Source organism: Phaeobacter sp. SYSU ZJ3003 (assembly GCF_041300735.1).
Lineage (GTDB): Bacteria > Pseudomonadota > Alphaproteobacteria > Rhodobacterales > Rhodobacteraceae > Phycobacter > Phycobacter gallaeciensis_A.
In genome coordinates this window covers 46,600-70,767 of sequence record NZ_PXNU01000001.1, presented here as the reverse complement: position 1 = coordinate 70,767, position 24,168 = coordinate 46,600, and the positions used below count along the sequence as shown (strand labels likewise).

Here is a 24,168-nt window from a genome sequence, read left to right as displayed (position 1 = left end):
ACGATCAGGTGGCTTTGGCGCGCTGGGCTTCCTTTTCGGCATCCCACAGGGCGTCCATCTCTTCAAGCGTGCTGTCCTCGGGACGTTTGCCCAGATCGGCCAGACGCGCTTCGACGCCTTCGAACCGGCGGATGAATTTCGCGTTGGCGCGGCGCAGGGCGGCCTCGGGCTCAACCCCCAGATGGCGGCCCAGATTGGCCATGACGAACATCAGATCGCCGAATTCCTCTTCCACCGCGTCCTGTGTCAGCTCGTCCCGCGCCTCCGCCAGTTCGGCGGCCTCTTCCTGGATCTTGTCGATCACATGAGAGGCGTCGGGCCAGTCGAAGCCCACCCGGGCGGCGCGTTTTTGCAGCTTATGCGCCCGCAGCAGTGCGGGTAGGCCGACAGCGACGCCATCCAGCGTGCCCTGTTGCGCCTTGCCCGCGCGTTCTGCGGCCTTGATCGCCTCCCAGTCGCGGGTCTGCTGCTCGGGGGATTTATCACGCGATTCGTCACCAAAGACATGCGGATGACGGCTGACCATCTTGTTCGACATGGTGGTGACCACGTCCTGAAAGGTGAAATGCCCGGCTTCCTCGGCCATCTGCGCGTGAAAGACGGATTGGAACAGCAGATCGCCCAGCTCTCCCTTCAGCTCATCCCAGGCTTCGCGCTCGATCGCATCGGCGACCTCATAGGCCTCTTCGATGGTATAGGGCGCGATGGTGGCGAAATCCTGCGCCACATCCCAGGGGCAGCCCGTTTTGGGATTCCGCAGGGCGCGCATGATTTCCAAAAGTCGTTCGATTCCGGCGGTTTCGTCGTGGATGAGCTCTGTATCGGCCATTGCAGCTGCCTATTGATCGGTGTCAGATGCATCATCCCGAGTCTGACCAAGGAGTCCACCCCATGCCGGTCGTCAACCGCATCGCCGATTTTGCCACTGATATGACCGCATGGCGGCGCCATCTGCACCAGATCCCGGAGCTGGCGCTGGATCTGCCCAAGACCGCCGCATTCGTGGCCGAGCGCCTGCGCGAATTCGGTGTGGATGAGCTGCACGAGGGCATCGCTCAGACCGGCATGGTGGCGATCATCAACGGTCAGGGGCATGACGCGCCGGATGCGCGGACGATTGGCCTGCGCGCCGATATGGATGCACTGCCCATCCCCGAGGAAACCGGCGTCGAATACGTCTCGGGCCACGCGGGCAACATGCACGCCTGCGGCCATGACGGACACACCACCATGCTGCTGGGCGCAGCGAAATACCTCGCCGAGACGCGTAATTTCAGTGGCCGCGTCGCGCTGATCTTCCAACCCGCCGAAGAGGCCATCGGCGGTGCCCGTATCATGGTAGAAGAAGGCGTGATGGAGCAATTCAACATCGGCGAGGTCTACGCGCTGCACAATCTGCCGGGGCTGGCCGAGGGCAGTTTCCTGACCACGCCGGGGCCGATCATGGCGGCGGTGGATACCTTCCATGTGCGTATTCAGGGGGTTGGCGGGCACGGCGCCATGCCGCACGAGACCCGCGATCCGGTGATGGCGGCCTGCGGCATTGCCCAGGCGATACAGACCATCGTCAGCCGTAATCACTATGCGCTTCAGGATCTGGTGGTCTCGGTCACCCAGATCCATACCGGCACCGTCGACAACGTCATTCCCGACACGGCCTATATCAACGGCACCGTCCGCACCTTTGATCCGGAAGTGCAGGACATGGTGATGCGCCGCATGGAGGAGATCGTGGCGGGGCAGGCGGTCTCTTACGGCGTCGAAGCGACGCTGGATTACGAGGTCGGCTATCCCGCGACCATCAACGATGCGGACAAGGCGGATTTTGCTGTCGGCGTCGCGCGCGAAATCGTCGGCGAGGACCGGGTTGTCCCCGATGCCACCCGCGACATGGGGGCCGAGGATTTCTCTTACATGCTGAACGCGCGCCCCGGCGCCTATCTGTATATCGGCCAGGGCGATACCGCCGGGCTGCACCACCCCAAGTATGACTTTAATGATGCCATCGCACCCGTCGGGGCGTCCTTTTTCGCCCGTCTGGTGGAGCGCGCACAACCCGCAGCGTGACCGGCTTGCAAGGGCGGGTATTCATACCACCCTCAGCAGGTGACAACATAGTTTCAGTCGGGTATTCCCGGCTGAAACGGGGTTAACAACTTGTAACGGGGCAGGCCGATGGCATTGGAAGACGCAAAGACCCAGGTGGATCAGGCTTTCACCCGCGAAGACCTGAAGGGGCTCAGCTATGAGAACACCTTTGGCGGGGCACCGTCCTTTGCGCGCCGCCGCTACACCAAGGATCTGAGCGCCGCGGATATCGCCGTTACTGGTGTACCCTTTGATCAGGCGGTGACCAACCGCCCCGGCACCCGGCTGGGCCCGCGCGCGATCCGCGAGGCGAGCCTCTTGCAAAGCCCCGATGCCCCCTATGGCTGGGGCTTTGATCCCCTCAGCGAACTGGCGATTGCGGATTACGGCGATCTGGCCTTTGACTATGCCAACGTCCCGGCCTTTCCCGGCACCCTGCAGGCCCATATCAAGGGCATTCTCGACAGCGACACCGCTTCGGTCACGCTGGGCGGCGATCACTACATCAGCTTTCCCATCCTGAAAGCCTATGCAGAGAAATACGGTCCGATCTCGCTGTTGCAGTTTGATGCCCATACCGACACCTGGGCCGATGATGATTTCTCGCGCGTGGATCACGGCACCATGTTCTATAAGGCGGTGAAATCGGGGATCGTGGACCCTGCGACCTCGGTTCAGGTGGGCATCCGCACCACCAACGAGGACACGCTGGGCGTCAATATCATCGACGCCCCCACCGTGCATGAGATCGGCCCGGCTGAGACTGCCCGCCGCATCAAGGACATCCTCGGCGACCGGCCCACCTATCTGACCTTTGACATCGACGGGCTGGACCCGGCTTATGCGCCCGGCACCGGCACCCCGGTCTGGGGCGGGCTGACCTCGGCGCAGGTGGCGCGGATCCTGCGTGATATCGCTGGGATCAACATCAAAGGCGGCGATGTGGTGGAGGTTTCGCCTCCGTTCGATACTACCGGCGCGACGGCGATTGCGGGGGCTCATGTGGCGATGGAAATCATCTGCCTTCTGGGCTGGAATATGACAAAGAAGAATGGCTGAGCAGAGAATGGCAGAGTTCAATCAACCCATCAGTGGCAACGATCTGGCGCGGTTCTCCGGGCCCAATACCTTTATGCGGCTGCCGCAAGCGACCTCGCTGACCGGGCTGGACGTGGCGGTGCTGGGCATTCCGATGGACATCGGCACCTCCTGGCGCTCGGGCACCCGGTTTGGCCCGAAACAGATCCGCTCCGAAAGCGCGATGCTGCGGCCCTATAACATGGCCACCGGCGCGGCGCCCTTTGACAGCCTGAACATCGCCGATATCGGCGATCTGGCGATCAATACCTTTTCGCTGAAGGATTCGCTGCGCATCATCCAGGACAGCTATGCGGCGATCCTGTCGGGCTCGGCTATTCCGGTGGCCATGGGCGGCGATCATTCGATCACCCTGCCGATCCTGCGCGCCATCGCCGCGAAATATGGCCCCGTGGCGCTTGTTCATGTGGATGCCCACGCCGACGTCAACGACGAGATGTTCGGCGAAAAGGAAACCCATGGCACCGTCTTCCGCCGCGCCTATGAAGAAGGGCTGGTCGTTCCCGACAAGACCTATCAGATCGGCATTCGCGGCACCGGCTATTCGGCACAGGATTTTGCCGAGGCGCAGTCCTGGGGCTTCCAGCATTTCCCGGCGCAGGAGCTGTGGGGGCGGCAGCTGCACAATATGGGTGCGGAAATTCGTCGCGATATCGGCAATAGGCCGGTCTATGTGACCTATGATATCGATAGTCTTGACCCGGCTTATGCGCCGGGCACCGGCACGCCTGAAATCGGCGGGCTGACGACACCGCAGGCGCTGGAGCTGATCCGATCCCTGAAGGGGCTCAATATCGTGGGCTGCGATCTGGTCGAGGTGTCGCCGCCCTATGATGCATCGGGCAACACGGCGCTGACAGCGGCGAACCTGCTGTACGAATTGATGTGCGTGCTGCCGGGTGTGAAGACGAAATAGGCAACCTCAGCCGCGGCGCAGGGCACCGCGGTCTGCGGTGACAGCAGACGGGGCGGGGGGAGGCCAGATGGGACGTGTTATGCTGCTTGGGTGGATCGTTCTTGCTGCTGTCGTTGTGGTGCTTGGCTTCATCCGGCTGGCGCCCTCTGATCCCTTGGACTGGAACACCCAGCCGGAACTGTCCGAGGACAAGGAATTTCGCGGTGGTATCTTCCGGGTGGTGAACACAGGCCCGGACGGGCTGCGCCGGTTCGACCGTATCGCCGGGCAGGCGCCGCGCACGCAATTGCTCGCTGGCTCGGTCGAGGACCAGATGGTGACCTATGTGACCCGGACCAAGCTGTTCGGATTTCCCGATTACACCACGGCCCGGCAGGATGGGGAGTTGCTGAAGGTCTACGCTCGGCTGCGCTTTGGCCGCTCCGATTTGGGCAGCAACAAGGCCCGGATCGACAACTGGTTGTCGCAGATGGAGATGGCGGGCGACACTGCTGCGGTGGACTAGGAAACCCGCAGCTTTTTCAACCGGCAGCGATGCTCAACAAGTAGGGGGAGGCGCTCCCGCCCGTCGCAGGCGCATTGTGGAATGCGCGGCTCCCGTTGGGCCGGGCGCCGCACCAAGGTGCGGCGTGCGCACGATTTGGCTGGTCTTGCGCCTAAAGCCTTGGCAGCGGGTGCGCTGTTTCGGTTTGCGGCAACTGCGCGCCGTTCAGCGCGGCTGAAGGGCAGGCCGACTGGACCTCGCGCCACATGGGTACGTTCAGGGACATCTGGCATTGCGCCATGAAGCTGCGCCCATCGACCGAGAGACAGCGAAACTCGCCAAGCTCGACCCGGCTGCCGGATTTGTCGGTGCAATAGCAATCAAGCACTTTGCCGCCCGGACCGCTGACATCCGCCTGCAGGGGCAGGGCGGTGCCGATCAGCGCGGTTGCGATAAGGAGACTGGTATAATGCATGCCCCTAGCATATCACAGGGCGCGGCCCGCGCCAAAGCGCCCCGGCGGCCCATGGCCCTTATGACAAGAACAAAATAGGCGTTCCCGATGGTACCCGAAGATCGGCTGGAGCAGATCCTGCAACGGTTTCAATACCTTGAAGCGGCGATGGCAGATGGTGCCAGCGGCGGCGATATTGCGACCTTGGCCAAGGAATATTCCGATCTGAAGCCGGTGGTTGAGCAGGTGCAGGCCTATCGCAAGCTGGTGGCGGATCTGGCCGAGGCCGAAGCCATGCTGGCCGATCCCGATATGAAGGAACTGGCCGAAGAGGAAATCCCGGCGCTGAAGGCGGCGCTGCCCGAAGCGGAACATCAGCTGCAGCTGTCGCTGCTGCCCAAGGACAAGGCTGACGCGCGGCCTGCGATCCTGGAAATCCGTCCCGGCACTGGCGGTGACGAGGCAGCGCTTTTTGCCGGTGACCTGCTGCGCATGTATCAACGCTATGCCGAGGCGCGCGGCTGGAAGTTCGAGATCCTAGAAGAACAGGCCACCGAACTGGGGGGCATCAAGGAAGTCGTGGCCCATATTAAGGGCGAGAATGTCTTTGCCCGGCTGAAATACGAATCCGGCGTGCACCGGGTGCAGCGGGTTCCCGTCACCGAATCCGGAGGCCGTATTCACACTTCGGCGGCCACCGTCGCGGTCCTGCCCGAAGCCGAGGACGTCGACATCAAAATTGATGCGAACGATCTGCGTATCGACACCATGCGGTCATCCGGCGCGGGGGGGCAGCACGTCAACACCACGGATTCTGCGGTGCGGATCACCCACTTGCCGACCGGCACGGTTGTCACCAGCTCGGAAAAATCCCAGCACCGCAACCGCGAGATTGCCATGCAGGTGCTGCGCACGCGGCTTTATGATCTGGAGCGTCAGCGCATCGACAGCGAGCGTTCGGAAAGCCGCGCCAGCCAGGTTGGCTCGGGCGATCGCTCGGAGCGGATACGGACCTATAATTTCCCGCAGGGGCGGATGTCGGATCACCGGATCAACCTTACGCTCTATAAGCTGGATCAGATCATGCAGGGCGATCTGGATGAGATCATCGACGCGCTGACGGCCGATGATCAGGCGCGTCTTCTGGCCGAACTGGGGCAGTGACGTGACGCATTCGGGAAATACCGCAGCGCAGGCCATGGCTGCCGCAGCATCGCGGCTGCGGGCGGCCGGGGTGCCTGATCCTGCACGCGATGCACGGGTTCTTTTGGCGCATGCCGCGCGAATCGAAGCGAGTCGTGTTACACTGATCGCACCGGAAGAGCTGTCTTCTGAGATCGCCGACCGGTATGAGCAACTTGTGGCCCTGCGCGCCGTGCGCGTTCCGGTGTCGCATCTAATTGGCGAGCGGGAGTTCTACGGTCGCCGTTTCAAGGTCTCGGGCGAGGTTTTGGACCCGCGCCCGGAAACCGAAACTCTGATCGAAGCCGCGCTGTCGCGTCCGTTCAAGCGGGTGCTGGATCTGGGCACCGGGTCGGGCTGTATTCTGGTGACGTTGCTGGCAGAACAGCCGGATGCCTCTGGGCTTGGCGTCGATCTCAGCGAGGCCGCCTGCCTGCAGGCCAGCGCCAATGCGGTGCTGCACCGGGTGGCGGAGCGCGCCGATATCCGTCAGTCGGATTGGTTGCAAAACGTGAGCGGGACATTCGATCTGATCGTTTCCAACCCGCCCTATATCGCCCGGTCTGAAATGGAGGCGTTGGACCCCGAGGTTTTGGACCATGAACCGCAGATGGCCCTGACCGATGGCGGCGATGGGCTGGGCGCCTATCGCAGTATTCTGGCCGGTGTCATGCAGCATCTTGTGCCGGGGGGGCGGCTGCTGGTCGAAATCGGCCCAAGTCAGGGCGCGGATGTCGCGGATCTGTTCCGCGCGGCAGGGCTGGAGGCGGTTCAGGTTCTTCCCGATCTTGATGGACGGGACCGGGTTGTTTGCGGGAATGCGCCTGCCTAGGCCGGGTCGAATGGGAAAATTCGCACTTTAGAAAGAAAAAAGGTCGAAAAAGAAGCTGTGCCTCTTGTATGGGGGCGCTTAAAGTGGTTACTCAAACTGTCGCACAAAGGTGAGGGCGTTTTTCCTCCCGGCGACATCAAGCCCAAAAATGTCGATGACCCGGCGCTGAGGCGCGCTCGATTGGGTCTACGACGCTTACAATCAAGGCTGACGTTAGGCATATGAGATCGTCAAAATCACGTTCGCGTTCCAAGTCGAACCGAAATCGCCCTGCAAATGGCGCCAATGTTGTCAATCGTGTCTTTGACAGCTCTGGTCCCGAGGGCAAGGTGCGCGGAACTCCGCAGCAGATCATAGACAAGTACAACCAGCTGGCTCGCGATGCGCAGCTGAGCAATGACCGCGTTGCGGCTGAAAACTTTCAGCAGCATGCCGAGCATTACCTGCGCCTTCTGAACGAAGCGCAGCGGGAAATCGACGCGCGCCGTGAAGAGCAGGAGCGGCAGAACCGCGAACGCCAGGCCGAACGTGATCGCGAACGCGCCGAGCGGATGGAACGTCAGGAACGCGAAGCGGCCCAGGCCAAACCCGCAGCCGATCCCGCCGATGCGCCGCAGCCCGAAGTGATCGACCCGCGCGAAGCTGGCGGTCAGGATCAGGACAGCGGTCTGGTTGAGACACCGGAAAGCGCGAGTTCCGAGGCTGCGCCGAAGAAATCTGCGCCGCGCAAACCCCGCGCGCCGCGCAAGCCCGCCGCCAAGAAGGCGCCCGAAGGGGCACAAGGCGAGGTCGCAGAATCGGCCGCAGCGGAAGGCAAAGAGGATGAGGCCAAGAAACCGGCCAAGAAGCCCACGCGCAGCCGCTCCAAGCCCAAACCGTCAGAAGACACTCCGGAAGCAGCTGAGTAAGGGCTGCAATGGGATTGGGGCAGATGTGTCCCGTTCCTGCGTCCACCCTGTGGTTCAGGTCTTTTGCGAACGAAATAGAGAACCCCGGTCGCCGATGGCGGGCCGGGGTTTTTCTTTTGCTCTGGGCTACAGGTCTGGAGCACCGTCAAATGAGGGCGTTGCCGCAGGGGCGGCGTCTTACGCGACTGGCTTCAGGCTGCGAGCCAGCGCGCAGAAGGCTTCCAGGCTGACCTGCTCGGCGCGTTCTGTTGGAGGGATGCCCGCAGCCTCCAGGTGCGCTTCGATATCCGGGGACACCCCTTTAAGGCTTGCACGCAGCATTTTTCGACGCTGGTTGAAGGCCGCAGCCACAACACGCGACAGGGTCGCCGCATCCGCCGGGTAGCGCGGTTCGGGTAGCGCCTCCAGATGTACCACGGCGCTGCTCACCTTCGGCGGCGGGGTAAAGGCGCCCGGCGGCAGCGACAGTACGATCTGCGCCTTGGCGCGCCACTGCGCCAGAATGGCAAGTCGTCCATAGGCCTTGGAGCCGGGCTGCGCCACGATGCGTTCGGCCACCTCGCGCTGGAACATCAGCGTCAGGCTTTGCCAGAACGGCGGCCAGTCTTTTGGCGTAAGCCAGCGCACCAGCAATTCGGTGCCGACGTTGTAGGGCAGGTTGGCTACCACCCGCACCGGCGGCGTCAGGTATTGCAGCGGGTCAATCTCAAGCGCGTCGCCATTGATCACCTGCAAACGGTCCGGATAGGCGTCTGCGATCTCCTCCAGCACCGGCAGGCAGCGGCTGTCCTTTTCCACCGCCAGCACCCGGCGCGCGCCCTCGGCCAGCAGGCCACGGGTCAGGCCGCCAGGGCCAGGCCCGATCTCAAGCACATCACAACCAGTAAGGTCGCCGGCCTGGCGGGCGATCTTTGCTGTCAGGTTGAGATCCAGCAGAAAGTTCTGGCCCAGCGATTTGCGGGCGGACAGCTGATGCGTCGCGATGACCTCGCGCAGGGGGGGGAGGGTGTCGATCTGGCTCATCCCCTTCCTATGCGGTGAAATACCGGGCCAAGGCAAGGGGCTGCAGGCGTAAAGGCTGGCGGGAGCAGGCTCAGCCAGAGGTCGCCAAGGCCATGCGCTGCGCCATTTTCAGCGCTTCGATCATGCTCGACGGGTTCGCCTGACCGGTCCCCGCGATATCAAAGGCGGTGCCATGATCCGGAGAGGTGCGGATGAAGGGCAAGCCAAGGGTGACGTTGACGCCGCGGTCGAAATCCAGCGTCTTGATCGGGATCAGCGCCTGATCGTGATACATGCAGACCGCCGCATCATAGCGGGCGCGGGCGGCAGCATGAAACATCGTATCCGCCGGATGCGGCCCGGTCAGAGACATGTCCGGCGATTGCAGCTCGGCGATCAGCGGAGCGATCCACTCCAGCTCCTCGCGGCCCATGGCGCCGCCTTCACCTGCATGCGGGTTGAGTCCGGCAACAGCGATGCGCGGCTTGGAAATGCCGAACTGACGCCGCAGGCCCTCGGCGGTGATGGCGATGGTTTCGCGCAGCAGATCCGGCGTCAGGGCGCGGGGGACCTCAGAGAGGGCAATATGGATGGTTGTCGGCACCACCCTCAGCTGGTCGCTCGCCAGCATCATCACCACCCTGTCGCGCCCAGCCAAATGGGCCAGGAATTCGGTGTGGCCGGGATAGGCAAAGCTCGCGCCGTCGATCAGCGCCTTCTTGTGAATGGGGGCGGTGCAGATGGCCGAGGCCTCGCCTGCGCGCACCAGCGATACGGCGGTTTCTATTGCGGCGATCACACCGGATGCATTGCGTGGGTCCGGTGTTCCGGTATTGGCGTCCCCGGCAAAGGGCACCTTCAGTACCGGCAGCGCCTGCGGGCAGATCGCTGCGGCATCCTGCGGCTGCGCAACCTCCTGATAAGGCGTGCCTGCAGGAAGATGGCGCGGATCACCGAGCCACAGCATGGGGGAGCTGGTCCGCAGCTCAGCCCAGGCCTTTGCTGCGATTTCAGGGCCGATACCGGCCGGTTCGCCGCAGCTGATCGCGACGGGGCGCGTATGGGTCATTTTTCTTTGATCTGGGCGTCGGCGCGCAGCTGTTCCAGATAGCTTTCGGACAGGGAATCAACCCGCTGCGCGGTCAGGGCATTGGCGACGGTTTCGCGGCTTTCACCTTCGCCGAGTTCGGCCGTACGACCACACAGGCGCAGCAGAACCAATGTATTTCCGTTGTTGCGCGTCACTGCGGTCGAGGTTTCGCCGGGATCGAGTTTCGCAAGCTCGATCGCGATGTCGCGGTCAATCTCTGCCGGGGACAGGCTGACACGATCCAGAACCGAAGGATCCTGACCCTTTGCCACCCCATAAAGATCGTCGCAGGTATCTGTCTGGGAGATGATGCCTTGCGCCTTGGCCAATGTCTCGGCACTGCGCCCTCCGGGCAGGTAATAGGCGGCGTAATCGATCGCGGCATAGCGTTGCGCACGTCCTGTGACCTCGCGCAGATCGCGCATCTGGAACAGGGCAACCGCGCCTTGCAACGGCAGCGGGTCGGTCACCTCGCCGGGGCTGAGGGCCAGCACGACCTCTTGCAGCTGCGGCGGTAGCTTGGTGATCGGCATCCAGTTCAACTGACCGCCCCGTTCGCGGCTTTGGGCAGCGGAATACTGGCTGGCGGCGGCGGAAAAGGAATCATAGCTGCGCAATTGCGAGACCTGACGCGCCAGATCCTCGACCTGTGCGGCATTCTGTTCGTTGATCGGCAGGATCAGCTCGGAAAGAAGAACCTGAACGCTGCCGGAGCCAGCCTGACCCATGGCGCGGTCGATCTCTGCCTCGGTCGGGCGGGCGCGTGACAGGAAGCGGGCACCGACCAGATCACGCCAGCCCAGCCCGACGCGGGAGAAATCGCGCACGGTTTCCGGATCGACGCCGCTTTCCTGCAGCGCCGACAGGAATTCGTTCAGCGACAGGTTGGCACGCCCAGCCAGTTCAGTCATGCCTGCGGTGATCTCATCTTCGCTGGGCTCAATACCAGCCTCAGCCATGGCCGCCAGTTTCAGGCGGTCATTGATCAGCTCCTTGCGGGCCGCCTTCATCAGGTCGCCCGGAACCCGCAGCACCCCCATGAAACGGGCGCGCTGTTCGAGTTCGTAATATGTAATGACCGTGTCATCGACCGTGATGGCAGGCGAGAACAACCCCTGCGCGGCGCCAGGCACCGGCGTCAGAAGAACGGCGCAGAGCGTCAGGGCCGTGGCCGACTTGGCCGCAAACCGCAGGCCGCGATGGATCAGGGAGGCCGGAGTCCGGAGGGTCAGGTATTGCTGCATGATCGCCTGTACTTTTTGTTGCCGCTGTTCACGGAGAACCCGTTCAACGCGATGGTAAACCCAAAATCGGTCGAAGGCTCAACACTTGTTGTAGATGTATAACGCCGGTTGAGCGAAACGTCGACGGTGACGCATTCATTGCTGTAGGCAAGGCCGATACCAGCCCGCGTGGCCTGCGCATCAGAGATGTCATAGCGCAGGTTGGCGCTGGCGCGCCAGGCCGGTGAAATCTCGTAGGAGCCGTCGAACCACATTTCCGAGGTCTCTTCGCTGCGCCCTTCGGCCGGGTCGGTGCCAAGCCACAGGTAGGTGCCCGACAACGACCCCTTTTCGTGGCGCCAATCGCCGCGGAATTCCGCCTTGGAAAAGTTCAGCGACCCGTTCAGCAGGCCGCGCGTGGTTAGAGAAAGATCCTGGCTCAGCTTCAGCTGCCCTGCCATCAGGATATCTGAGGTGGTGCCGCCGAGGCCCGAGCTTTTGGTGAAGCGGGTGTCGGCATCCTGCCGGAAGATTTGTCCGACGGTGGCAAAGGCTTGCCATCCATTGACCGCGTAATGCGCCCAGTTGACCCCGTAGACCAGGGTCAGCCCGTCTTCGCGCGCATCGACAGCGGGGAAGCGAGACAGGGCCAGAAGATTGCCTTGATCGAATTCGACAAAGCCGCTTTCGTCGCCGGGCACCGCATCGCCGGTGACATCGCTCCAGCCCAGCTGGACGATGGGCTCCAGATAGCTGCGGTTGCCGGTGGCGCTGACCTTGCTGATCGGCAGGCGCAGGGTCAGGGCGCTGCGCGGCGTCAGCCGGGTTGCGGTGTTGTCAAACTTGGCGTCGTTGTAGATCGAAAACGCATCTGTCGCAGCGCCGGCCTGCCACTCGGCCACCAGGCCGCTCGCGAAATGCCATTGACGGCGCCAGTCGATATCGGCGGTCACACGGGCAATATCCCGGCCCAGCGGCAAGGCGCCGGTACTGGTCTGATCCGACTGTCGACGGTGGCCATGGGCCTCCAGCGTCAGGCGCATTTCGCCACCGATAGTCTGCGGGAAATAGCGGCGCTGGAAGGTGAGATCGGCGACGGCCGAGGGGATGAACTCCTGCTGTTCGCTGTCGCGCAGAGTCTTGTAGTGATAAAGACCGGCCCTGAACATCATGTCGCGTTGCGCCTTGGTCAGCGTCAGATCCGAGCGGAGCCGGTCAAGATCGTCGAGGCCGTAGTCGGCAAGATAGGCGTCGTCCGAGACGGTTTTTACATCGAACCCCAGGCGGACATCATGGGGCAGATCGAAACTGCCGGTCCCGAAGAAATAGCCGCGACTGTCGCCGGGTTGCAGGTCATCGCGGGTATGGGCGCCCTCGAATGTAATCGTGCCGGTACGGAACGCCTGCCTGTAGCGTGCCTCCAGCGTGCGGGTCTTGCGCGAGACATAGGGCGACAGCGTCAGGTCCCGGTGGTCACCAAGCCGGAAGAAATACGGCACTTTGACCCCGGAGCCGAGGTTCGAGGTTGTGCGCAAAGAGGGGATCAGGAAACCGGTGGCTCGCTTCAGCGTCGGATCGGGCAGGCGGATTCCTGGGAAATAGAACACCGGCACATCCAGAACCCGCAGCTGGGCGTTCTCGAAGTAAAGCTGGCGTTCGAGCTGGTCATGGGTCACGCGTTCAGCCCGGATCTGCCAGAGCGGCGGGCTTCCGTCCTCGCAGACGTGACACGAAGTGACGGCGGTCTTGTACAGTTGCGTATAGCGCCCGCTGACTCGCGTCATTTGCAGCGAGGCCAGCTGCAATTGCTGTTGGAACACCATGCGCGCACTGCTCAGAAGACCATTCCGCAGGTCCCGGTCCATTTCGGCAGCATTGGCAAGAATGACGATCTCGCCGCCCTGATCAATCCGGATTGGCCCCTCGATTTCTAGAGTGCCGCTGCTTTGGTCATAGGTGATCTTTTGTGCCTTGAGGCGGACGTCACCCTGAAAGGCCTCGACATGGCCGCTGGCAACCAGCGTCCGGTCCGGGGCGATGAATACCCGGTCTGCAACCAGCATTGCAGGCTGTCGGGGCGCGTCAGCGGCATTGGCGTCCTGCGCTTGCACGGGGACGGTCAGGCCCAGCCACGGCAGCAGCACGGAAAGCAAAAGGGTGCGGCGCATATTAACCGTCCTCGGCATGCAAAAGCAGGCCCATAGTCAGCAGAATCGCGGCGACCGGTGGAGCCCAAGCGGCCAAGGCCACCGGAATCTGGCCGTTCTCGCCAAGAACCTGCGCAAAGTTTCGTATGAAGTGAAGGCCAAAGCCTAGCAAGACGGCAGTGAGTACCGCCAGACCTGTGCCGCCAAAGCGGGCATGGCGCATGGTAAAGGCCGCACCGACCAACACCATGGCCACCAGGAACAGCGGCCGGGCCAGTTCGGCCTGATACCAAACCTCGTAGCGTTTGGTGGAGAACCCGGCTTCATCCAGATCGCGGATGGTGGCGGGTAGGTCATAAACCGAGATCCCGTCAGCGGTGCCAAGCGTGTCGCGGATCCGGTCGGTGGTCAGTGTGGTCGGCACCAGTAACACTTCGTGCTGAGCCGAGCTGGTTTCGGGGTTCAATCCAGCGGCCAATGGCCAGACCTTGGCCTTGGTCAGCAGCCAGTCGCCGCCCTGCAGCCGGGCGCTTTCGGCGACGATCTGACGGATTGGTGTGCCGCCGGGGGCGTAGTCGAGAATGGTGATGTCGAACAGTTTGATACTGTCGGCATCTCCGTTTCCCAGGCTGGAGTCTTGCTGCTCGCCCGCGTAGCCCGACGCGTGAATCACCGATTGCCCCTGCGGGCTACCCTGACGTAGCCATAGCCCCTCGCCGGACAGCGACAGCGCCGAGGGGCCGCCGTTGCGATAGGTTTCCGAAAGGGTTTTGAAACGGTTGGTCGTCGCCGCGACGATGGGGTTCAGGGTGCTGAGGGCTAGAATGCCGATCAGCGCGGCTACCAGAACCGGCGCGGCCAGCGCCCGAATGCCAGAGCGACCGATGGCTCTGGTCACCACCAGCTCACTGCTGCGCGCGAGCCCAACGAACAGCACGATGGTGCTGAGGATCATGATCAGCGGCAGGAATTCGTCAAAGGCGGCGGGGGCGTTCAACAGTGTCAGACCGATCAACTTACCGGCGCCGAGGTCGAGGCTGTCAAACCGGCGGATCTGCTCGTTGAGGTCGATCAGCACCACCAACGTCATTAGGACGCCAGCGATAACGAGGAACCACTGCGCAAATCTGCGCGCATAATAGAGATCGAGTTTCACGCCAGCTGCTCTCCCGGTTCAGCCCGCCGCCGCCTGCGCAGCAGGCTAGGGTGGCTGGCCAGATGCAGAAACAGCAGCGCAATGGCAAGGCCGCTCAGCGCGGGGAGATAAATCAGCGGCCAAAGATCGGGGTTCTTCAGAACGGGTTCCGAGACGATACCGCGCAGGCCCTCGACCCCGATCAGCAGCGCAAAGGCTATCAGCGCCTGCCGCCAGACCCCAAAGCGCGAAAATGTTCCCAACATCAGCGCGGAAAACCCAATCAGGGCGACCGTGACGCAGACCAGCGCCCGGGCAAACCGCAGATGCAGTTCTTCCGTGAGGGCACCCTGCGAAAAGCCTTCGCTGTCGGTGATCGCCTCTTTCGCGGTCATAAGCTCAAGACTGGAAATGGCGCGGATATTGCGGGTCGTTTGACTAATCTTTTGAGTCAGAGAGCTGATATCATAGGAAAAGTCAGAAAAGACGGTGGTCGACATCGTCTGGGTCTTGTGATCCAGCCGCTGCGCCATGCCATCTACCATGATGAGGTGGGCCTTGTCGCCATCGCGCACCAGAAAGGCGCGGGCGCCTGTGTAGGTGACCGATTGCTCCGGATCGCGCCGGTCCGAAAGGAACACGTCGTTGAGAGTGCCGTCAGGGTCGATTTGCCGGATGTAGAAGGTGACGCCCTTGGCTGGGTGCAGGAATTTGCCTTCGGTCAGCAGGCGGGCTGTGACATTGCGTGACACCTCCCGTTCGCGCAGCGCAAGCTGGTTGATCGAGGACGGCAACAGGAAATGCGTCAGCACTGACATCATCAGCGCGGTAATGATGCCAAAAGCCAGCGCCGGGCGGGCCATTTGCCAAGGGCTGGTTCCCGTCGCGCGCAGCACCGTCAGCTCGCTTTCATTGTGCAGCCGGTTGGTTACCCAGACCGAGGCGGCAAAGGCGGCGACTGGCAGCACCATGCGGATCAGATTCGGCAGCGTCAGGGCGGTGAATTCCAGGAAGACCAGCGCCGATTGCCCGTCTCCGATCAGCCGGTCGAACAGCACCACGGCCCGGTTCACCCAGAACACAGCTACAAGGATGAGCGCAAAGAAGCCGAAGAACAGCAGGTATTGCGACAGCACATATCTGTCGTAGCGTGACACCTGATCCCCCCAGATCTTGCGGTTGTGATTGCGCCGCAGCTTAAAGGATTTGTCCGGCGGGGAAAACTGCAATCTGCACAGCCGACAGGCAATGATCAAAGCCGGGCGCGGCGTGCAATCCGCAGGGCTGGTCAAGCCGTCAAGCACAGGGTAGCTGTTGCAAAACCATGTAAAAGACCGACAGGAGCCCATGCGATGAGCACTCTGACCCCGATCCGTTTTGATGACTATGATCCCAAGACCCTGGCCGAAATGACTGGCCATGTCGCGGTTCTGGTGACGCCGGAGGGGACAATGGATCAGGCGGCGCGTACCGCCAACCGTCTGGGCAAGGGTGGCATTGCCCGGCTGATCGAATCGGAAGGGTTCAAGAAGGCAAAAACCGGCTCGGTGATCACCATGGCCTGGCCTGCTGGCCTCGCCGCTGAGGCACTTCATGTACTGGTGCTGCCCAAACGCGCCAGCCAGACCGAGGCCCGAAAGGCCGGCGCTGAACTGGCAAAACGCGCAGGCGGCAAGGCGCTTACCGTTATGGCGGGTCCGATGCCTCGGGCGGCAGATCTGGCGCTGGGGCTGGCGCTGCGGGCCTATGGGTTTGATCAGCACAAGACCGCTGCCGATGAGGCACCGAAGGGGGAAGTGGTGATCGCGCATAAATCACCGGAAGAGATGGCGACGGCTTTCGCTCCGCTCCTGGCGGTGGCTGAAGGCGTGCATATGACCCGCGATCTAATCAACGAGCCGGCGAACGTGCTGACCACCACCGAGTTCGCGCGCCGGATCGAAGAGCTTTCCGATATCGGTCTTGAGGTCGAAATCCTCGACGAGGCAGCGCTTGCAGAGCTGGGCATGCATTGCCTTCTGTCGGTGGGGCAGGGATCGGACAGCCCGTCCAAAGTCGCCGTCATGCAATGGAAGGGCGGCCCGAGCGATGCCGCGCCGCTGGCGCTGGTGGGCAAGGGCGTTGTGTTTGACACTGGTGGTATCTCGTTGAAACCGGCTGCAGGCATGGAAGACATGACCATGGATATGGGCGGCGCCGGAGTTGTGACCGGTACCATGAAGGCGCTGGCCCTGCGCAAGGCAAAGGCCAATGTGGTGGGTCTGGTTGGTCTGGTCGAGAATATGCCATCGGGCAACGCCACCCGGCCCGGCGATGTGGTGAAGACGATGAAGGGCGATACGGTTGAGGTCATCAATACCGATGCCGAAGGTCGTCTGGTTCTGTGCGACGTGCTCTGGTACGCGCAGGAGCGGTTCAAACCGGCGGGCGTGATCGATCTGGCCACCCTGACGGGTGCGATCATCATCGGTCTTGGCCACGAAAACGCTGGCGTCTTCTCCAATGATGACAGCCTGTGCAATGGTTTCCTGAAATCCGCCGCAGCCGAGGATGAAGGCGCATGGCGTCTGCCTCTGGGGCAAGCCTATGATGATCAGCTGAAATCGCGCATTGCCGATATGAAAAACGTCGGCGGCCGTCCTGCAGGTTCGATCACCGCCGCTCAGTTCCTGCAACGGTTCATTCAGGACGGCATGCCGTGGATCCATCTGGATATCGCGGGCGTCGCCTCGGTTAAGACCGAAACCGCCTATGCACCCAAAGGAGCGACCGGCTGGGGCGTCATGGCGCTGAACCGGCTGGTGCAGGATCGGTTCGAGGCCGAATGACACAGCCATGGGGGCCGCCTATTTCTATCATCTGACGCGCAGGCCACTGCAGGATACGCTGCCGGTGCTGCTGGATAAGGCGCGCGGCGCAGGCTGGCGTATTGCTGTGCGGGGCCAAAGCCCGGATCGCATGGCCTGGCTGGATGAACGCCTGTGGCTGGGGGGCGATGACGCCTTCCTGCCGCACGGGCTGGCGGGCGGTCCGCATGATGCGTTGCAGCCTATCCTGCTGACCACCGAAGCCGAGGCGGCAAACACGCCCAGCTGCGTCATGGCGGTGGATGGGGCAGCGGTTTCACCAGAAGAGGTGCAGGCGCTGGAGCGCGTTTGTATCCTGTTTGATGGTACCGACCCCGAGGCGGTGCAGCATGCCCGTGTGCAGTGGAAAACCCTGACCGATGCAGGCTGTTCGGCGCAATACTGGTCCGAAGAAGGCGGGCGCTGGGAAAAGAAGGCCGAGAAGTGATACTTTCCCGCCGGGGCGACGGGATCTAGGAAGCGCGGGACTGTTTGTCCTTGGTCCAGAGCAGGAAGTCGGAGTGCACTGTCACTTCGGCAAAATGGGGCTTGGGTTTACCAAAGAGGTAGCCCTGCAGATAGGTGACGCCGATGGCGTGCAGCAGGCGGGCCTGTTCAACGGTTTCCACCCCTTCGGCCACGGTATGCACACCGAACCGTTCAGCAATCATGACGCTGCCTTCGATGATGGCGCAGCGTTGATCGTCGATCTGCTGAACAAAGGATTTGTCGATCTTAAGCGCCGAAATCGGCATTTCGTGCAAGCGTGACAGCGAGGAATAGCCGGTGCCGAAATCGTCGATGTGTACTTCGATGCCCTTGGCGTGCAGTGCATTTAGAACCGCGATGATCTGGTTTTGATTCCGGGCGTCAAAAATCGTTTCTGTCACCTCAAGGATCAGCGACCGGGCGGACAGGCCGTATTTTTCAAGGTAACCCAGAATGAAGTCTGCGAACCCGGGCACAACCAGCTGCCGCAGCGAGATATTGAGCGCCAGTTTCACATGTGAATCGCGTCCAAGTTCTTCGGTGTAGGTCGAGAGTGCCGTATCCAACACATATTCGCCGATGCGGACGATCTCGCCGATGTCCTCGGCGATGGGAATAAACTCTTCCGGGCTGACACGGCCAAGGATCGGATTGTCCCAGCGCAGCAGAACCTCGTAGGAATGCAACGAGAAATCATCCGCATGCACCAGCGGTTGAAAGGCCAGGTGCATTTCATTGGCAGGCACCGCGTGTTTCAGGCGCTGGGCAATGATCAGGTGGCGCTCTTTTTCTTCAACCAGCTCTTTGGAGAACAGCAGCGTGTTGCCGCGTCCGGTCCGCTTGATCTCTCCGGCGGCCAGATCCGCAGATCTGATCGCCTCGCTGACGGCGACCGGACGGGGGCGCGAGACGGCGAGACCGGCGCTGAACCCCACGGTGACCTCCTGGCTAGAGAAGATGATGGGCTTTTCGATAATGGCGCGCAGTTGTTCGGTGAATTCATAGCCGATGTCGATGCAGCGCTCTTCAGGCACGGCAACCAATCCTACGAATTCGTCTCCGCCCCAACGGCAGAAGGCCGCGTGTTCCGGCGCGGCGTCAGCCAGACGTTCGCCGATTTCTGCAAGGGCGCAGTCCCCGGTGGCATGGCCCATGCCGTCGTTGATCTGCTTGAACCGGTCCAGATCGATGAAGATCACCACAAAGGCATATCCGTCAGGGATATTGGGTTGCTGATCCTCCACCCATTGAATGATGCCACGGCGATTATACAGCTGGGTCAAGCTGTCATGTTCCGCCAGCCGTTTCAGGTCTCGGGTGCGTTTCTTGACCCGGTCTTCCAGCGTTGCATTGAGTTCAGTCAGGGCTTCCTGCTGGACGCGCAGGTCCTGGACCAGTTCGTGATTGCGCAGTTGCAGGCGGATCGAATGGCGTAGGATATTGTAGTTGCGTTGGTGTGTGACCAACATGACGGCCATGAAGACGGCAACCAAAGTGGCGAGAGCGAATTCCGGCACAGGCTGCAGGCACAGTTCTGCAATGATCAGCGTCAGAAGGGTGGCGATATAGATACGGCCCGTGTTTGCCATCGGCGCAAGCACCCCGGTCGCCCCGGAGGCCATGGCAGAGACGACGATGACGGTGAAATACTTCAGGTCCTGATTGCCGCTTTGCAGGGCAGCATGCAGCAGGCCTCCCCAGATCAGACTGCCAAGAAATGTGCCGAGGAAATAACGCCGACTGGCACCGACTGCCAGAGATGAGCCAGGATCGGTTTCCTGCGACAGGTGCTTTTCGTCCCGCGCTGCCAAGATCGTCCGGCCAATGGATAGCGTCAGCAGACAGGCGGTCAGAGTATCGACCAAGGTACTGCCTTGCCCCGTGTACTGGAACTGGGCGTAGACGCCCAAGACGCAGGCAACGTTCACGAAGAGATTGGACAGATGGTTGCGATAGGCGTGCTTAAGGAGGCTCAGCCCGATCCGCTGTTCCTGCGCTTGACAGTCCCTTTCGGCTCCGGCGGCTCCACCGTCTCCTTCTGGGCTATGTTGCGGAAACTGTTCCGTCACCTCGTCCAACCTTCGCACTGCGCCTTGGCAGATCCTGCCTTGCGCCGGACAATTCCGGACCTGTTACGTCCTGAACCGCCTCCTGTGACCAGCCCGCGTCAATACCGCTTGGCACGGGCCATACCAATGTCTTGCTAAGTGTCGGGGGTTACTTTTGTGTTTATATTCAGCAATTCATATGCGGGGCAGAGCGCAGGCTCCGCATCTGACGTGACGGCACTGGCGCGCCGCTCCCCGGGGGCGGCGCGCAAGCGCGCTAAATTGGTCGCTATCAGCCGTAGTGGGCGACGGGCGTACCGGCAATTGCCGCCATGTTCAAAAGCCCCCGTGCGGTGATCGACGGGCTGACGATATGGGCGCGGTTGCCCATGCCCATCAGGATGGGGCCGACCTCCAGCCCGTCCGAGCGCATTTTCAGGATGTTGCGCACGCCACTGGCAGCATCCGCATGGGCAAAGACCAGCACATTGGCCGCGCCTTCCAGCCGGGAATTGGGGAAGATCCGCCCGCGCAACTCAGGATCCAGCGCGGTGTCGATGTTCATTTCGCCTTCGTAGATGAAATCGCGTGGCTTATCGTCCAGAATGTCTATGGCGTCGCGCAGCCGGGCACCGGTGTCGCAATCGATATTGCCGAACTGAGATTGCGAGCACAGGGCAATTTTGGGCTCCAGACCAAAGCGGCGCACGTGGCGGGCGGCGCCCATTACGGTCTGGGCGATCTGCTCGGGGGTGGGTTCGATCCGCACCTGGGTGTCGGCGATGAACAGCGGGCCGTCCTCAAGGATCATCATCGACAGCGCGCCATGCGGTGCATAGGTGCCGCCGCCCAGAACCTGGGTCACATAGTTAAGGTGCCAGCGGTATTCGCCAAAGGTGCCGCAGATCAGGCTGTCCGCCTCGCCGCGGTGCACCATGATGGCGCCGATGGCCGTGGTATTGGTGCGCATGATCGCCTTGGCCAGATCCGGGGTCACGCCCTTGCGCTGCATCAGTTTGTGATAGCTGTTCCAGTAATCGTAATAGCGCGGATCGTTCTCCGGGTTGACGATCTGGAAATCGCTGCCGGGTCGGATGCGCAGGCCCATCTTCTCGCAGCGTGCCTCGATCACATCGGGGCGGCCGATCAGGATCGGGGTTTCGGTGGTCTCTTCCAGCACCTCCTGCGCGGCGCGCAGCACCCGTTCATCCTCGCCCTCGGCAAAGACGATGCGGCGGGCGGCGGCGCGGGCGGCTTCGAACACCGGTTTCATCAACAGCGCCGATTTGAACACGGTCTGGTTCAGTTGGGCGCGATAGGCGGTCAGATCCGCGATCGGGCGGGTGGCAACGCCGCTTTTCATGGCGGCGCTGGCCACGGCAGAGGAGACAACCCCCACAAGGCGCGGATCAAAGGGTTTCGGGATCAGGTAGTCGGCGCCGAATGTCAGTTGTTCGCCCTGATAGGCCGCCGCCGCCTCGGCCGAGGTGGTCCGGCGCGCCAGTTCCGCGATGCCTTCGACGCAGGCGATCTGCATTTCGTCGTTGATCTCGGTCGCGCCGACGTCCAGCGCGCCGCGGAAGATGAACGGGAAACACAGGACGTTGTTGACCTGATTGGGGAAATCGCTGCGCCCGGTGGCGATGATGGCATCGGGCGCCACCTTGCGGGCCTCATCGGGCATGATTTCCGGCGTCGGGTTGGCAAGGGCAAAGATTATCGGTCGCTTGGCCATCTGGGCGACGTGATCCGGTTTCAGAACATTGGGACCGGAGAGGCCGAGGAACAGATCGGCGCCGTCGATCACATCCTCCAGCGTGCGCAGATCGGTTTTCTGGGCAAAGGCGGCTTTCATCGGGTTCATGTCTTCGGTGCGGCCTTCGTAGACCAGACCATGAAGGTCACAGAGCCAGATGTTTTCCCGTTTGACGCCCAGTTTCATCAGCATGTTGAGACAGGCAATGCCCGCTGCGCCGCCGCCAGTCGAGACGACCTTGATGTCCTCGAAGGATTTCTTTGCCACATGCAGCGCGTTGCGGGCGGCGGCCCCCACCACGATTGCGGTGCCGTGCTGGTCGTCGTGGAACACCGGAATGCCCATTCGCTCGCGGCAGATCTTCTCGACGATGAAGCAATCGGGCGCCTTGATGTCTTCCAGGTTGATGGCGCCGAATGTCGGTTCCAGCGCGCAGACCAGGTCGGCCAGTTTCTCCGGATCGCTTTCGTTCAGCTCCAGGTCGAAACAGTCGATGCCGGCGAAATTCTTGAACAGGACCGCCTTGCCTTCCATCACCGGTTTCGAAGCGAGCGGGCCGATATTGCCCAGCCCCAGAACTGCGGTGCCGTTGGTGACAACCGCCACCAGGTTGCCGCGTGAGGTATAGCGCGCGGCGGTGCCTGCCTCTGCTTTGATCTCAAGGCAGGCCTCGGCGACTCCGGGGGAGTAGGCCCGCGCCAGATCGCGGCCATTGGCCATCGGTTTGGTCGCACGGATCTCCAGCTTACCGGGGCGGGGGAATTCGTGATAGCGCAGCGCGGCGTCGCGCAGGTTCGGGGTATCGGACATGGGGCCCTCCAAAACTGATAGTTTAGCGTTAAACTATATTGTGCCGGAGGGGAACAGGGTTTTCGGGGCGGTCTCGGCGGCGGGCGGATCCTTGCATATTTTATCCAATCGGATCACTCTGCCGGGCAGAACCGCACCAGACCGTCTGAGGGAGAAGAGAGATGGCCGAGACCATCGCAGAGATGCGCCTGCCCACGCAGGAGCTACGCGACGATATTCCGTTTTATACAAAAACCTTGGGAATGAAGCTGGATATGATCTATCCGGCGGACGATCCGCGCATCGGTGTCTTCTCGGGGCATGGCCTGCGTCTGCGCATCGAACGGGGCGCGCCGGAGAGCCCTGGAACCCTGCGCATCCTGACCGAAGACCCCGAGGGATTCGCAGGCGGAGAGCGCAGTCTGACCGCCCCGAACGGCACCAAAATCGAAATCGAAGAGCGTCATCAACCAATTGTGATGCCGGACACGGTGCATTCCTTCGTGGTGCGCAGGCTGAAGGATCAGGCGCCCTGGATCATCGGGCGCGCGGGCATGCATTACCGTGATCTGGTGCCGGACCGCTTGGGCGGCTCGATCATCGCCAGCCACATCCGCATCCCCGATGGCGGGCCAGTGCCGGATATGGTGCACTTCCACCGGGTCGGCTTTCAGCTGATTTTCTGCATCCACGGCTGGGTCGATGTGGTCTATGAGGATCAGGGCGAGAAGATGCGCCTGACGGCGGGTGACTGTTTTATCCAGCCGCCCGAAATCCGTCACCGCGTGCTGGAGGCAAGCGACAACGTGCAGGTGATCGAGATCGGCGTTCCGGCAGAACATGTGACCGAGATCGACCACGAGATGACCCTGCCGACCCCGCATTACCGCCCTGATCGCGAATGGCAGGGCCAGCGGTTTGTCTACAATCAGGCAGCGGGCGCAGACTGGGTTCCTTTCCGTCTGCCGGGTTTTGTCTGCCGCGACACCACCATCAACGACAACACCAAGGGCGTCGCCTCGGTGCAGGTGGTACGCCGCGCCGAGGGCGCAGAGGCGGACAACAGCCCCTGGGCCAGCCACGACACCGACATCCTCTTTACCTTCGTGATGGAGGGCAGCGTTACCCTGCACGGGGAAGGGCGTGATCCTTATGAGCTGGAAGCAGGCGATGCCTTTGTCATTCCGCCCGGCATGAAAACGCGGCTCAGCGATGGCTCTGCGGATCTGGAATTGCTTGAGGTCAGCCTGCCGGGTACCTTCAACACAAAGCTGGAGGAAGCATGAGTCTGAAGGAAGCAGCCATCGCCGTGCGTGAGAACGCGCACGCGCCCTATTCCAACTTCAAGGTCGGGGCCGCCATTCGCGCGGCCTCGGGCACGGTCTACGTGGGCTGCAACGTAGAGAATGTCGCCTATCCCGAAGGCACCTGCGCCGAGGCCGGAGCGATTGCCGCCATGGTGGCAGCAGGCGAGACGCAGCTGGCAGAGGTCTATGTGATCGCCGACAGTCCCGACCCGGTGCCGCCCTGCGGCGGATGCCGTCAGAAACTGGCTGAATTCGGCGGCGGAGATGTGCCTGTGACCATGGGTACCACCGCAGGGGCCGAGCGGCGCACCACTATTGCCGATTTGTTGCCCGGTGCCTTTGGTGCCAGCCATATGGCCGGGGCCTGACCCCAA

General features: G+C 62.1%; 21 protein-coding genes. 11 read left to right on the top strand and 10 right to left on the bottom strand.

Going from position 1 to position 24,168, the window contains the following annotated elements; genetic code table 11:
• Positions 1-4 precede the first annotated feature (4 nt).
• On the bottom strand, positions 5-829 hold the full coding sequence (mazG, locus tag C6W91_RS00285; protein WP_274833719.1) for a nucleoside triphosphate pyrophosphohydrolase: 825 nt from the start codon (positions 827-829) through the stop codon (positions 5-7).
• A 62-nt stretch (positions 830-891) separates the two neighbouring features.
• Between mazG and C6W91_RS00280 the strand changes: the two genes are divergently transcribed.
• The 4 genes from C6W91_RS00280 to C6W91_RS00265 all read left to right on the top strand — a co-directional run bounded on the left by C6W91_RS00280 (position 892) and on the right by C6W91_RS00265 (position 4,607).
• A complete protein-coding gene (locus C6W91_RS00280) occupies positions 892-2,067 on the top strand; it encodes a M20 aminoacylase family protein (RefSeq protein ID WP_274868790.1) in 1,176 nt (391 codons plus the stop codon).
• A 108-nt stretch (positions 2,068-2,175) separates the two neighbouring features.
• Entirely contained in the window at positions 2,176-3,147 is a 972-nt protein-coding gene (gene speB, locus C6W91_RS00275; protein ID WP_274832012.1) for an agmatinase, read from the top strand.
• A gap of 7 nt (positions 3,148-3,154) precedes the next feature.
• Complete coding sequence (gene speB, locus C6W91_RS00270; RefSeq protein ID WP_274828932.1) at positions 3,155-4,102, top strand: agmatinase; 948 nt, start codon at positions 3,155-3,157, stop codon at positions 4,100-4,102.
• A 67-nt stretch (positions 4,103-4,169) separates the two neighbouring features.
• A complete protein-coding gene (locus tag C6W91_RS00265) occupies positions 4,170-4,607 on the top strand; it encodes a DUF1499 domain-containing protein (RefSeq protein ID WP_065273270.1) in 438 nt (145 codons plus the stop codon).
• 151 nt (positions 4,608-4,758) lie between these two features.
• Here C6W91_RS00265 and C6W91_RS00260 read toward each other — a convergent pair whose 3' ends face one another.
• On the bottom strand, positions 4,759-5,061 hold the full coding sequence (locus C6W91_RS00260) for a hypothetical protein (RefSeq protein WP_274868789.1): 303 nt from the start codon (positions 5,059-5,061) through the stop codon (positions 4,759-4,761).
• 87 nt (positions 5,062-5,148) lie between these two features.
• Here C6W91_RS00260 and prfA point away from each other — a divergent pair, with 87 nt between their 5' ends.
• From prfA to C6W91_RS00245, 3 genes are all read left to right on the top strand, one after another.
• On the top strand, positions 5,149-6,204 hold the full coding sequence (gene prfA / locus C6W91_RS00255) for a peptide chain release factor 1 (protein ID WP_065273272.1): 1,056 nt from the start codon (positions 5,149-5,151) through the stop codon (positions 6,202-6,204).
• Positions 6,167-7,054 carry a peptide chain release factor N(5)-glutamine methyltransferase gene (prmC, locus tag C6W91_RS00250; RefSeq protein WP_370570380.1) on the top strand — a complete coding sequence of 296 codons (888 nt, stop codon included), beginning with the start codon at positions 6,167-6,169 and terminating at the stop codon, positions 7,052-7,054. The genes prfA and prmC overlap by 38 nt, the downstream gene beginning before the upstream one ends.
• 221 nt (positions 7,055-7,275) lie before the next feature.
• Positions 7,276-7,962 (top strand): DUF4167 domain-containing protein, encoded by a 687-nt coding sequence (locus tag C6W91_RS00245; RefSeq protein WP_274868786.1) that lies wholly within the window; start codon positions 7,276-7,278, stop codon positions 7,960-7,962.
• Positions 7,963-8,139: 177 nt separating this feature from the next.
• On the opposite strand, the gene rsmA is transcribed toward C6W91_RS00245, so the two are convergent.
• From rsmA to lptF, 6 genes are all read right to left on the bottom strand, one after another.
• Positions 8,140-8,985: a 16S rRNA (adenine(1518)-N(6)/adenine(1519)-N(6))-dimethyltransferase RsmA gene (gene rsmA / locus C6W91_RS00240; protein ID WP_274833728.1), complete on the bottom strand. Its 846-nt coding sequence runs from the start codon at positions 8,983-8,985 to the stop codon at positions 8,140-8,142.
• 70 nt (positions 8,986-9,055) lie between these two features.
• The gene (pdxA, locus tag C6W91_RS00235) at positions 9,056-10,033 is read right to left on the bottom strand and encodes a 4-hydroxythreonine-4-phosphate dehydrogenase PdxA (protein WP_274868785.1); all 978 of its coding nucleotides are present in this window, start codon (positions 10,031-10,033) and stop codon (positions 9,056-9,058) included.
• Positions 10,030-11,298 carry a peptidylprolyl isomerase gene (locus C6W91_RS00230; RefSeq protein ID WP_274868783.1) on the bottom strand — a complete coding sequence of 423 codons (1,269 nt, stop codon included), beginning with the start codon at positions 11,296-11,298 and terminating at the stop codon, positions 10,030-10,032. The genes pdxA and C6W91_RS00230 overlap by 4 nt, the downstream gene beginning before the upstream one ends.
• On the bottom strand, positions 11,283-13,445 hold the full coding sequence (locus C6W91_RS00225) for an LPS-assembly protein LptD (protein WP_274868782.1): 2,163 nt from the start codon (positions 13,443-13,445) through the stop codon (positions 11,283-11,285). The genes C6W91_RS00230 and C6W91_RS00225 overlap by 16 nt, the downstream gene beginning before the upstream one ends.
• A gap of 1 nt (position 13,446) precedes the next feature.
• Positions 13,447-14,580, bottom strand: a complete 1,134-nt coding sequence (gene lptG, locus C6W91_RS00220) for an LPS export ABC transporter permease LptG (protein ID WP_274868780.1) — start codon at positions 14,578-14,580, stop codon at positions 13,447-13,449.
• Positions 14,577-15,716, bottom strand: a complete 1,140-nt coding sequence (lptF, locus tag C6W91_RS00215; RefSeq protein ID WP_274868834.1) for an LPS export ABC transporter permease LptF — start codon at positions 15,714-15,716, stop codon at positions 14,577-14,579. The genes lptG and lptF overlap by 4 nt, the downstream gene beginning before the upstream one ends.
• A 195-nt stretch (positions 15,717-15,911) precedes the next feature.
• Between lptF and C6W91_RS00210 the strand changes: the two genes are divergently transcribed.
• A complete protein-coding gene (locus tag C6W91_RS00210; protein ID WP_274833738.1) occupies positions 15,912-17,387 on the top strand; it encodes a leucyl aminopeptidase in 1,476 nt (491 codons plus the stop codon).
• A 7-nt stretch (positions 17,388-17,394) separates the two neighbouring features.
• Complete coding sequence (locus C6W91_RS00205; protein WP_274868777.1) at positions 17,395-17,853, top strand: DNA polymerase III subunit chi; 459 nt, start codon at positions 17,395-17,397, stop codon at positions 17,851-17,853.
• Between the two features lie 25 nt (positions 17,854-17,878).
• On the opposite strand, the gene C6W91_RS00200 is transcribed toward C6W91_RS00205, so the two are convergent.
• Both C6W91_RS00200 and C6W91_RS00195 read right to left on the bottom strand, forming a co-directional pair.
• A complete protein-coding gene (locus tag C6W91_RS00200) occupies positions 17,879-19,963 on the bottom strand; it encodes a putative bifunctional diguanylate cyclase/phosphodiesterase (protein WP_370570379.1) in 2,085 nt (694 codons plus the stop codon).
• Between the two features lie 271 nt (positions 19,964-20,234).
• Complete coding sequence (locus C6W91_RS00195) at positions 20,235-22,508, bottom strand: NADP-dependent malic enzyme (protein WP_274868774.1); 2,274 nt, start codon at positions 22,506-22,508, stop codon at positions 20,235-20,237.
• 161 nt (positions 22,509-22,669) lie between these two features.
• On the opposite strand from C6W91_RS00195, the gene C6W91_RS00190 reads away from it, so the two are divergent.
• Both C6W91_RS00190 and C6W91_RS00185 read left to right on the top strand, forming a co-directional pair.
• Complete coding sequence (locus tag C6W91_RS00190) at positions 22,670-23,773, top strand: cupin domain-containing protein (protein WP_274868773.1); 1,104 nt, start codon at positions 22,670-22,672, stop codon at positions 23,771-23,773.
• The gene (locus C6W91_RS00185; RefSeq protein WP_274868771.1) at positions 23,770-24,162 is read left to right on the top strand and encodes a cytidine deaminase; all 393 of its coding nucleotides are present in this window, start codon (positions 23,770-23,772) and stop codon (positions 24,160-24,162) included. The genes C6W91_RS00190 and C6W91_RS00185 overlap by 4 nt, the downstream gene beginning before the upstream one ends.
• The last annotated feature ends 6 nt before the right edge of the window (positions 24,163-24,168 follow it).

Coding starts and splice junctions, on each gene's coding strand:
- prmC (WP_370570380.1), top strand. CDS start 6,167: ATGATCAGGCGCGTCTTCTGGCCGAACTGGGGCAGTGACGTGACGCAT.
- C6W91_RS00210 (WP_274833738.1), top strand. CDS start 15,912: ATGAGCACTCTGACCCCGATCCGTTTTGATGACTATGATCCCAAGACC.
- C6W91_RS00265 (WP_065273270.1), top strand. CDS start 4,170: ATGGGACGTGTTATGCTGCTTGGGTGGATCGTTCTTGCTGCTGTCGTT.
- C6W91_RS00190 (WP_274868773.1), top strand. CDS start 22,670: ATGGCCGAGACCATCGCAGAGATGCGCCTGCCCACGCAGGAGCTACGC.
- C6W91_RS00230 (WP_274868783.1), bottom strand. CDS start 11,298: ATGCAGCAATACCTGACCCTCCGGACTCCGGCCTCCCTGATCCATCGC.
- C6W91_RS00280 (WP_274868790.1), top strand. CDS start 892: ATGCCGGTCGTCAACCGCATCGCCGATTTTGCCACTGATATGACCGCA.
- C6W91_RS00185 (WP_274868771.1), top strand. CDS start 23,770: ATGAGTCTGAAGGAAGCAGCCATCGCCGTGCGTGAGAACGCGCACGCG.
- pdxA (WP_274868785.1), bottom strand. CDS start 10,033: ATGACCCATACGCGCCCCGTCGCGATCAGCTGCGGCGAACCGGCCGGT.
- mazG (WP_274833719.1), bottom strand. CDS start 829: ATGGCCGATACAGAGCTCATCCACGACGAAACCGCCGGAATCGAACGA.
- C6W91_RS00205 (WP_274868777.1), top strand. CDS start 17,395: ATGGGGGCCGCCTATTTCTATCATCTGACGCGCAGGCCACTGCAGGAT.
- speB (WP_274828932.1), top strand. CDS start 3,155: ATGGCAGAGTTCAATCAACCCATCAGTGGCAACGATCTGGCGCGGTTC.
- C6W91_RS00225 (WP_274868782.1), bottom strand. CDS start 13,445: ATGCGCCGCACCCTTTTGCTTTCCGTGCTGCTGCCGTGGCTGGGCCTG.
- rsmA (WP_274833728.1), bottom strand. CDS start 8,985: ATGAGCCAGATCGACACCCTCCCCCCCCTGCGCGAGGTCATCGCGACG.
- C6W91_RS00245 (WP_274868786.1), top strand. CDS start 7,276: ATGAGATCGTCAAAATCACGTTCGCGTTCCAAGTCGAACCGAAATCGC.
- C6W91_RS00260 (WP_274868789.1), bottom strand. CDS start 5,061: ATGCATTATACCAGTCTCCTTATCGCAACCGCGCTGATCGGCACCGCC.
- speB (WP_274832012.1), top strand. CDS start 2,176: ATGGCATTGGAAGACGCAAAGACCCAGGTGGATCAGGCTTTCACCCGC.
- C6W91_RS00195 (WP_274868774.1), bottom strand. CDS start 22,508: ATGTCCGATACCCCGAACCTGCGCGACGCCGCGCTGCGCTATCACGAA.
- prfA (WP_065273272.1), top strand. CDS start 5,149: ATGGTACCCGAAGATCGGCTGGAGCAGATCCTGCAACGGTTTCAATAC.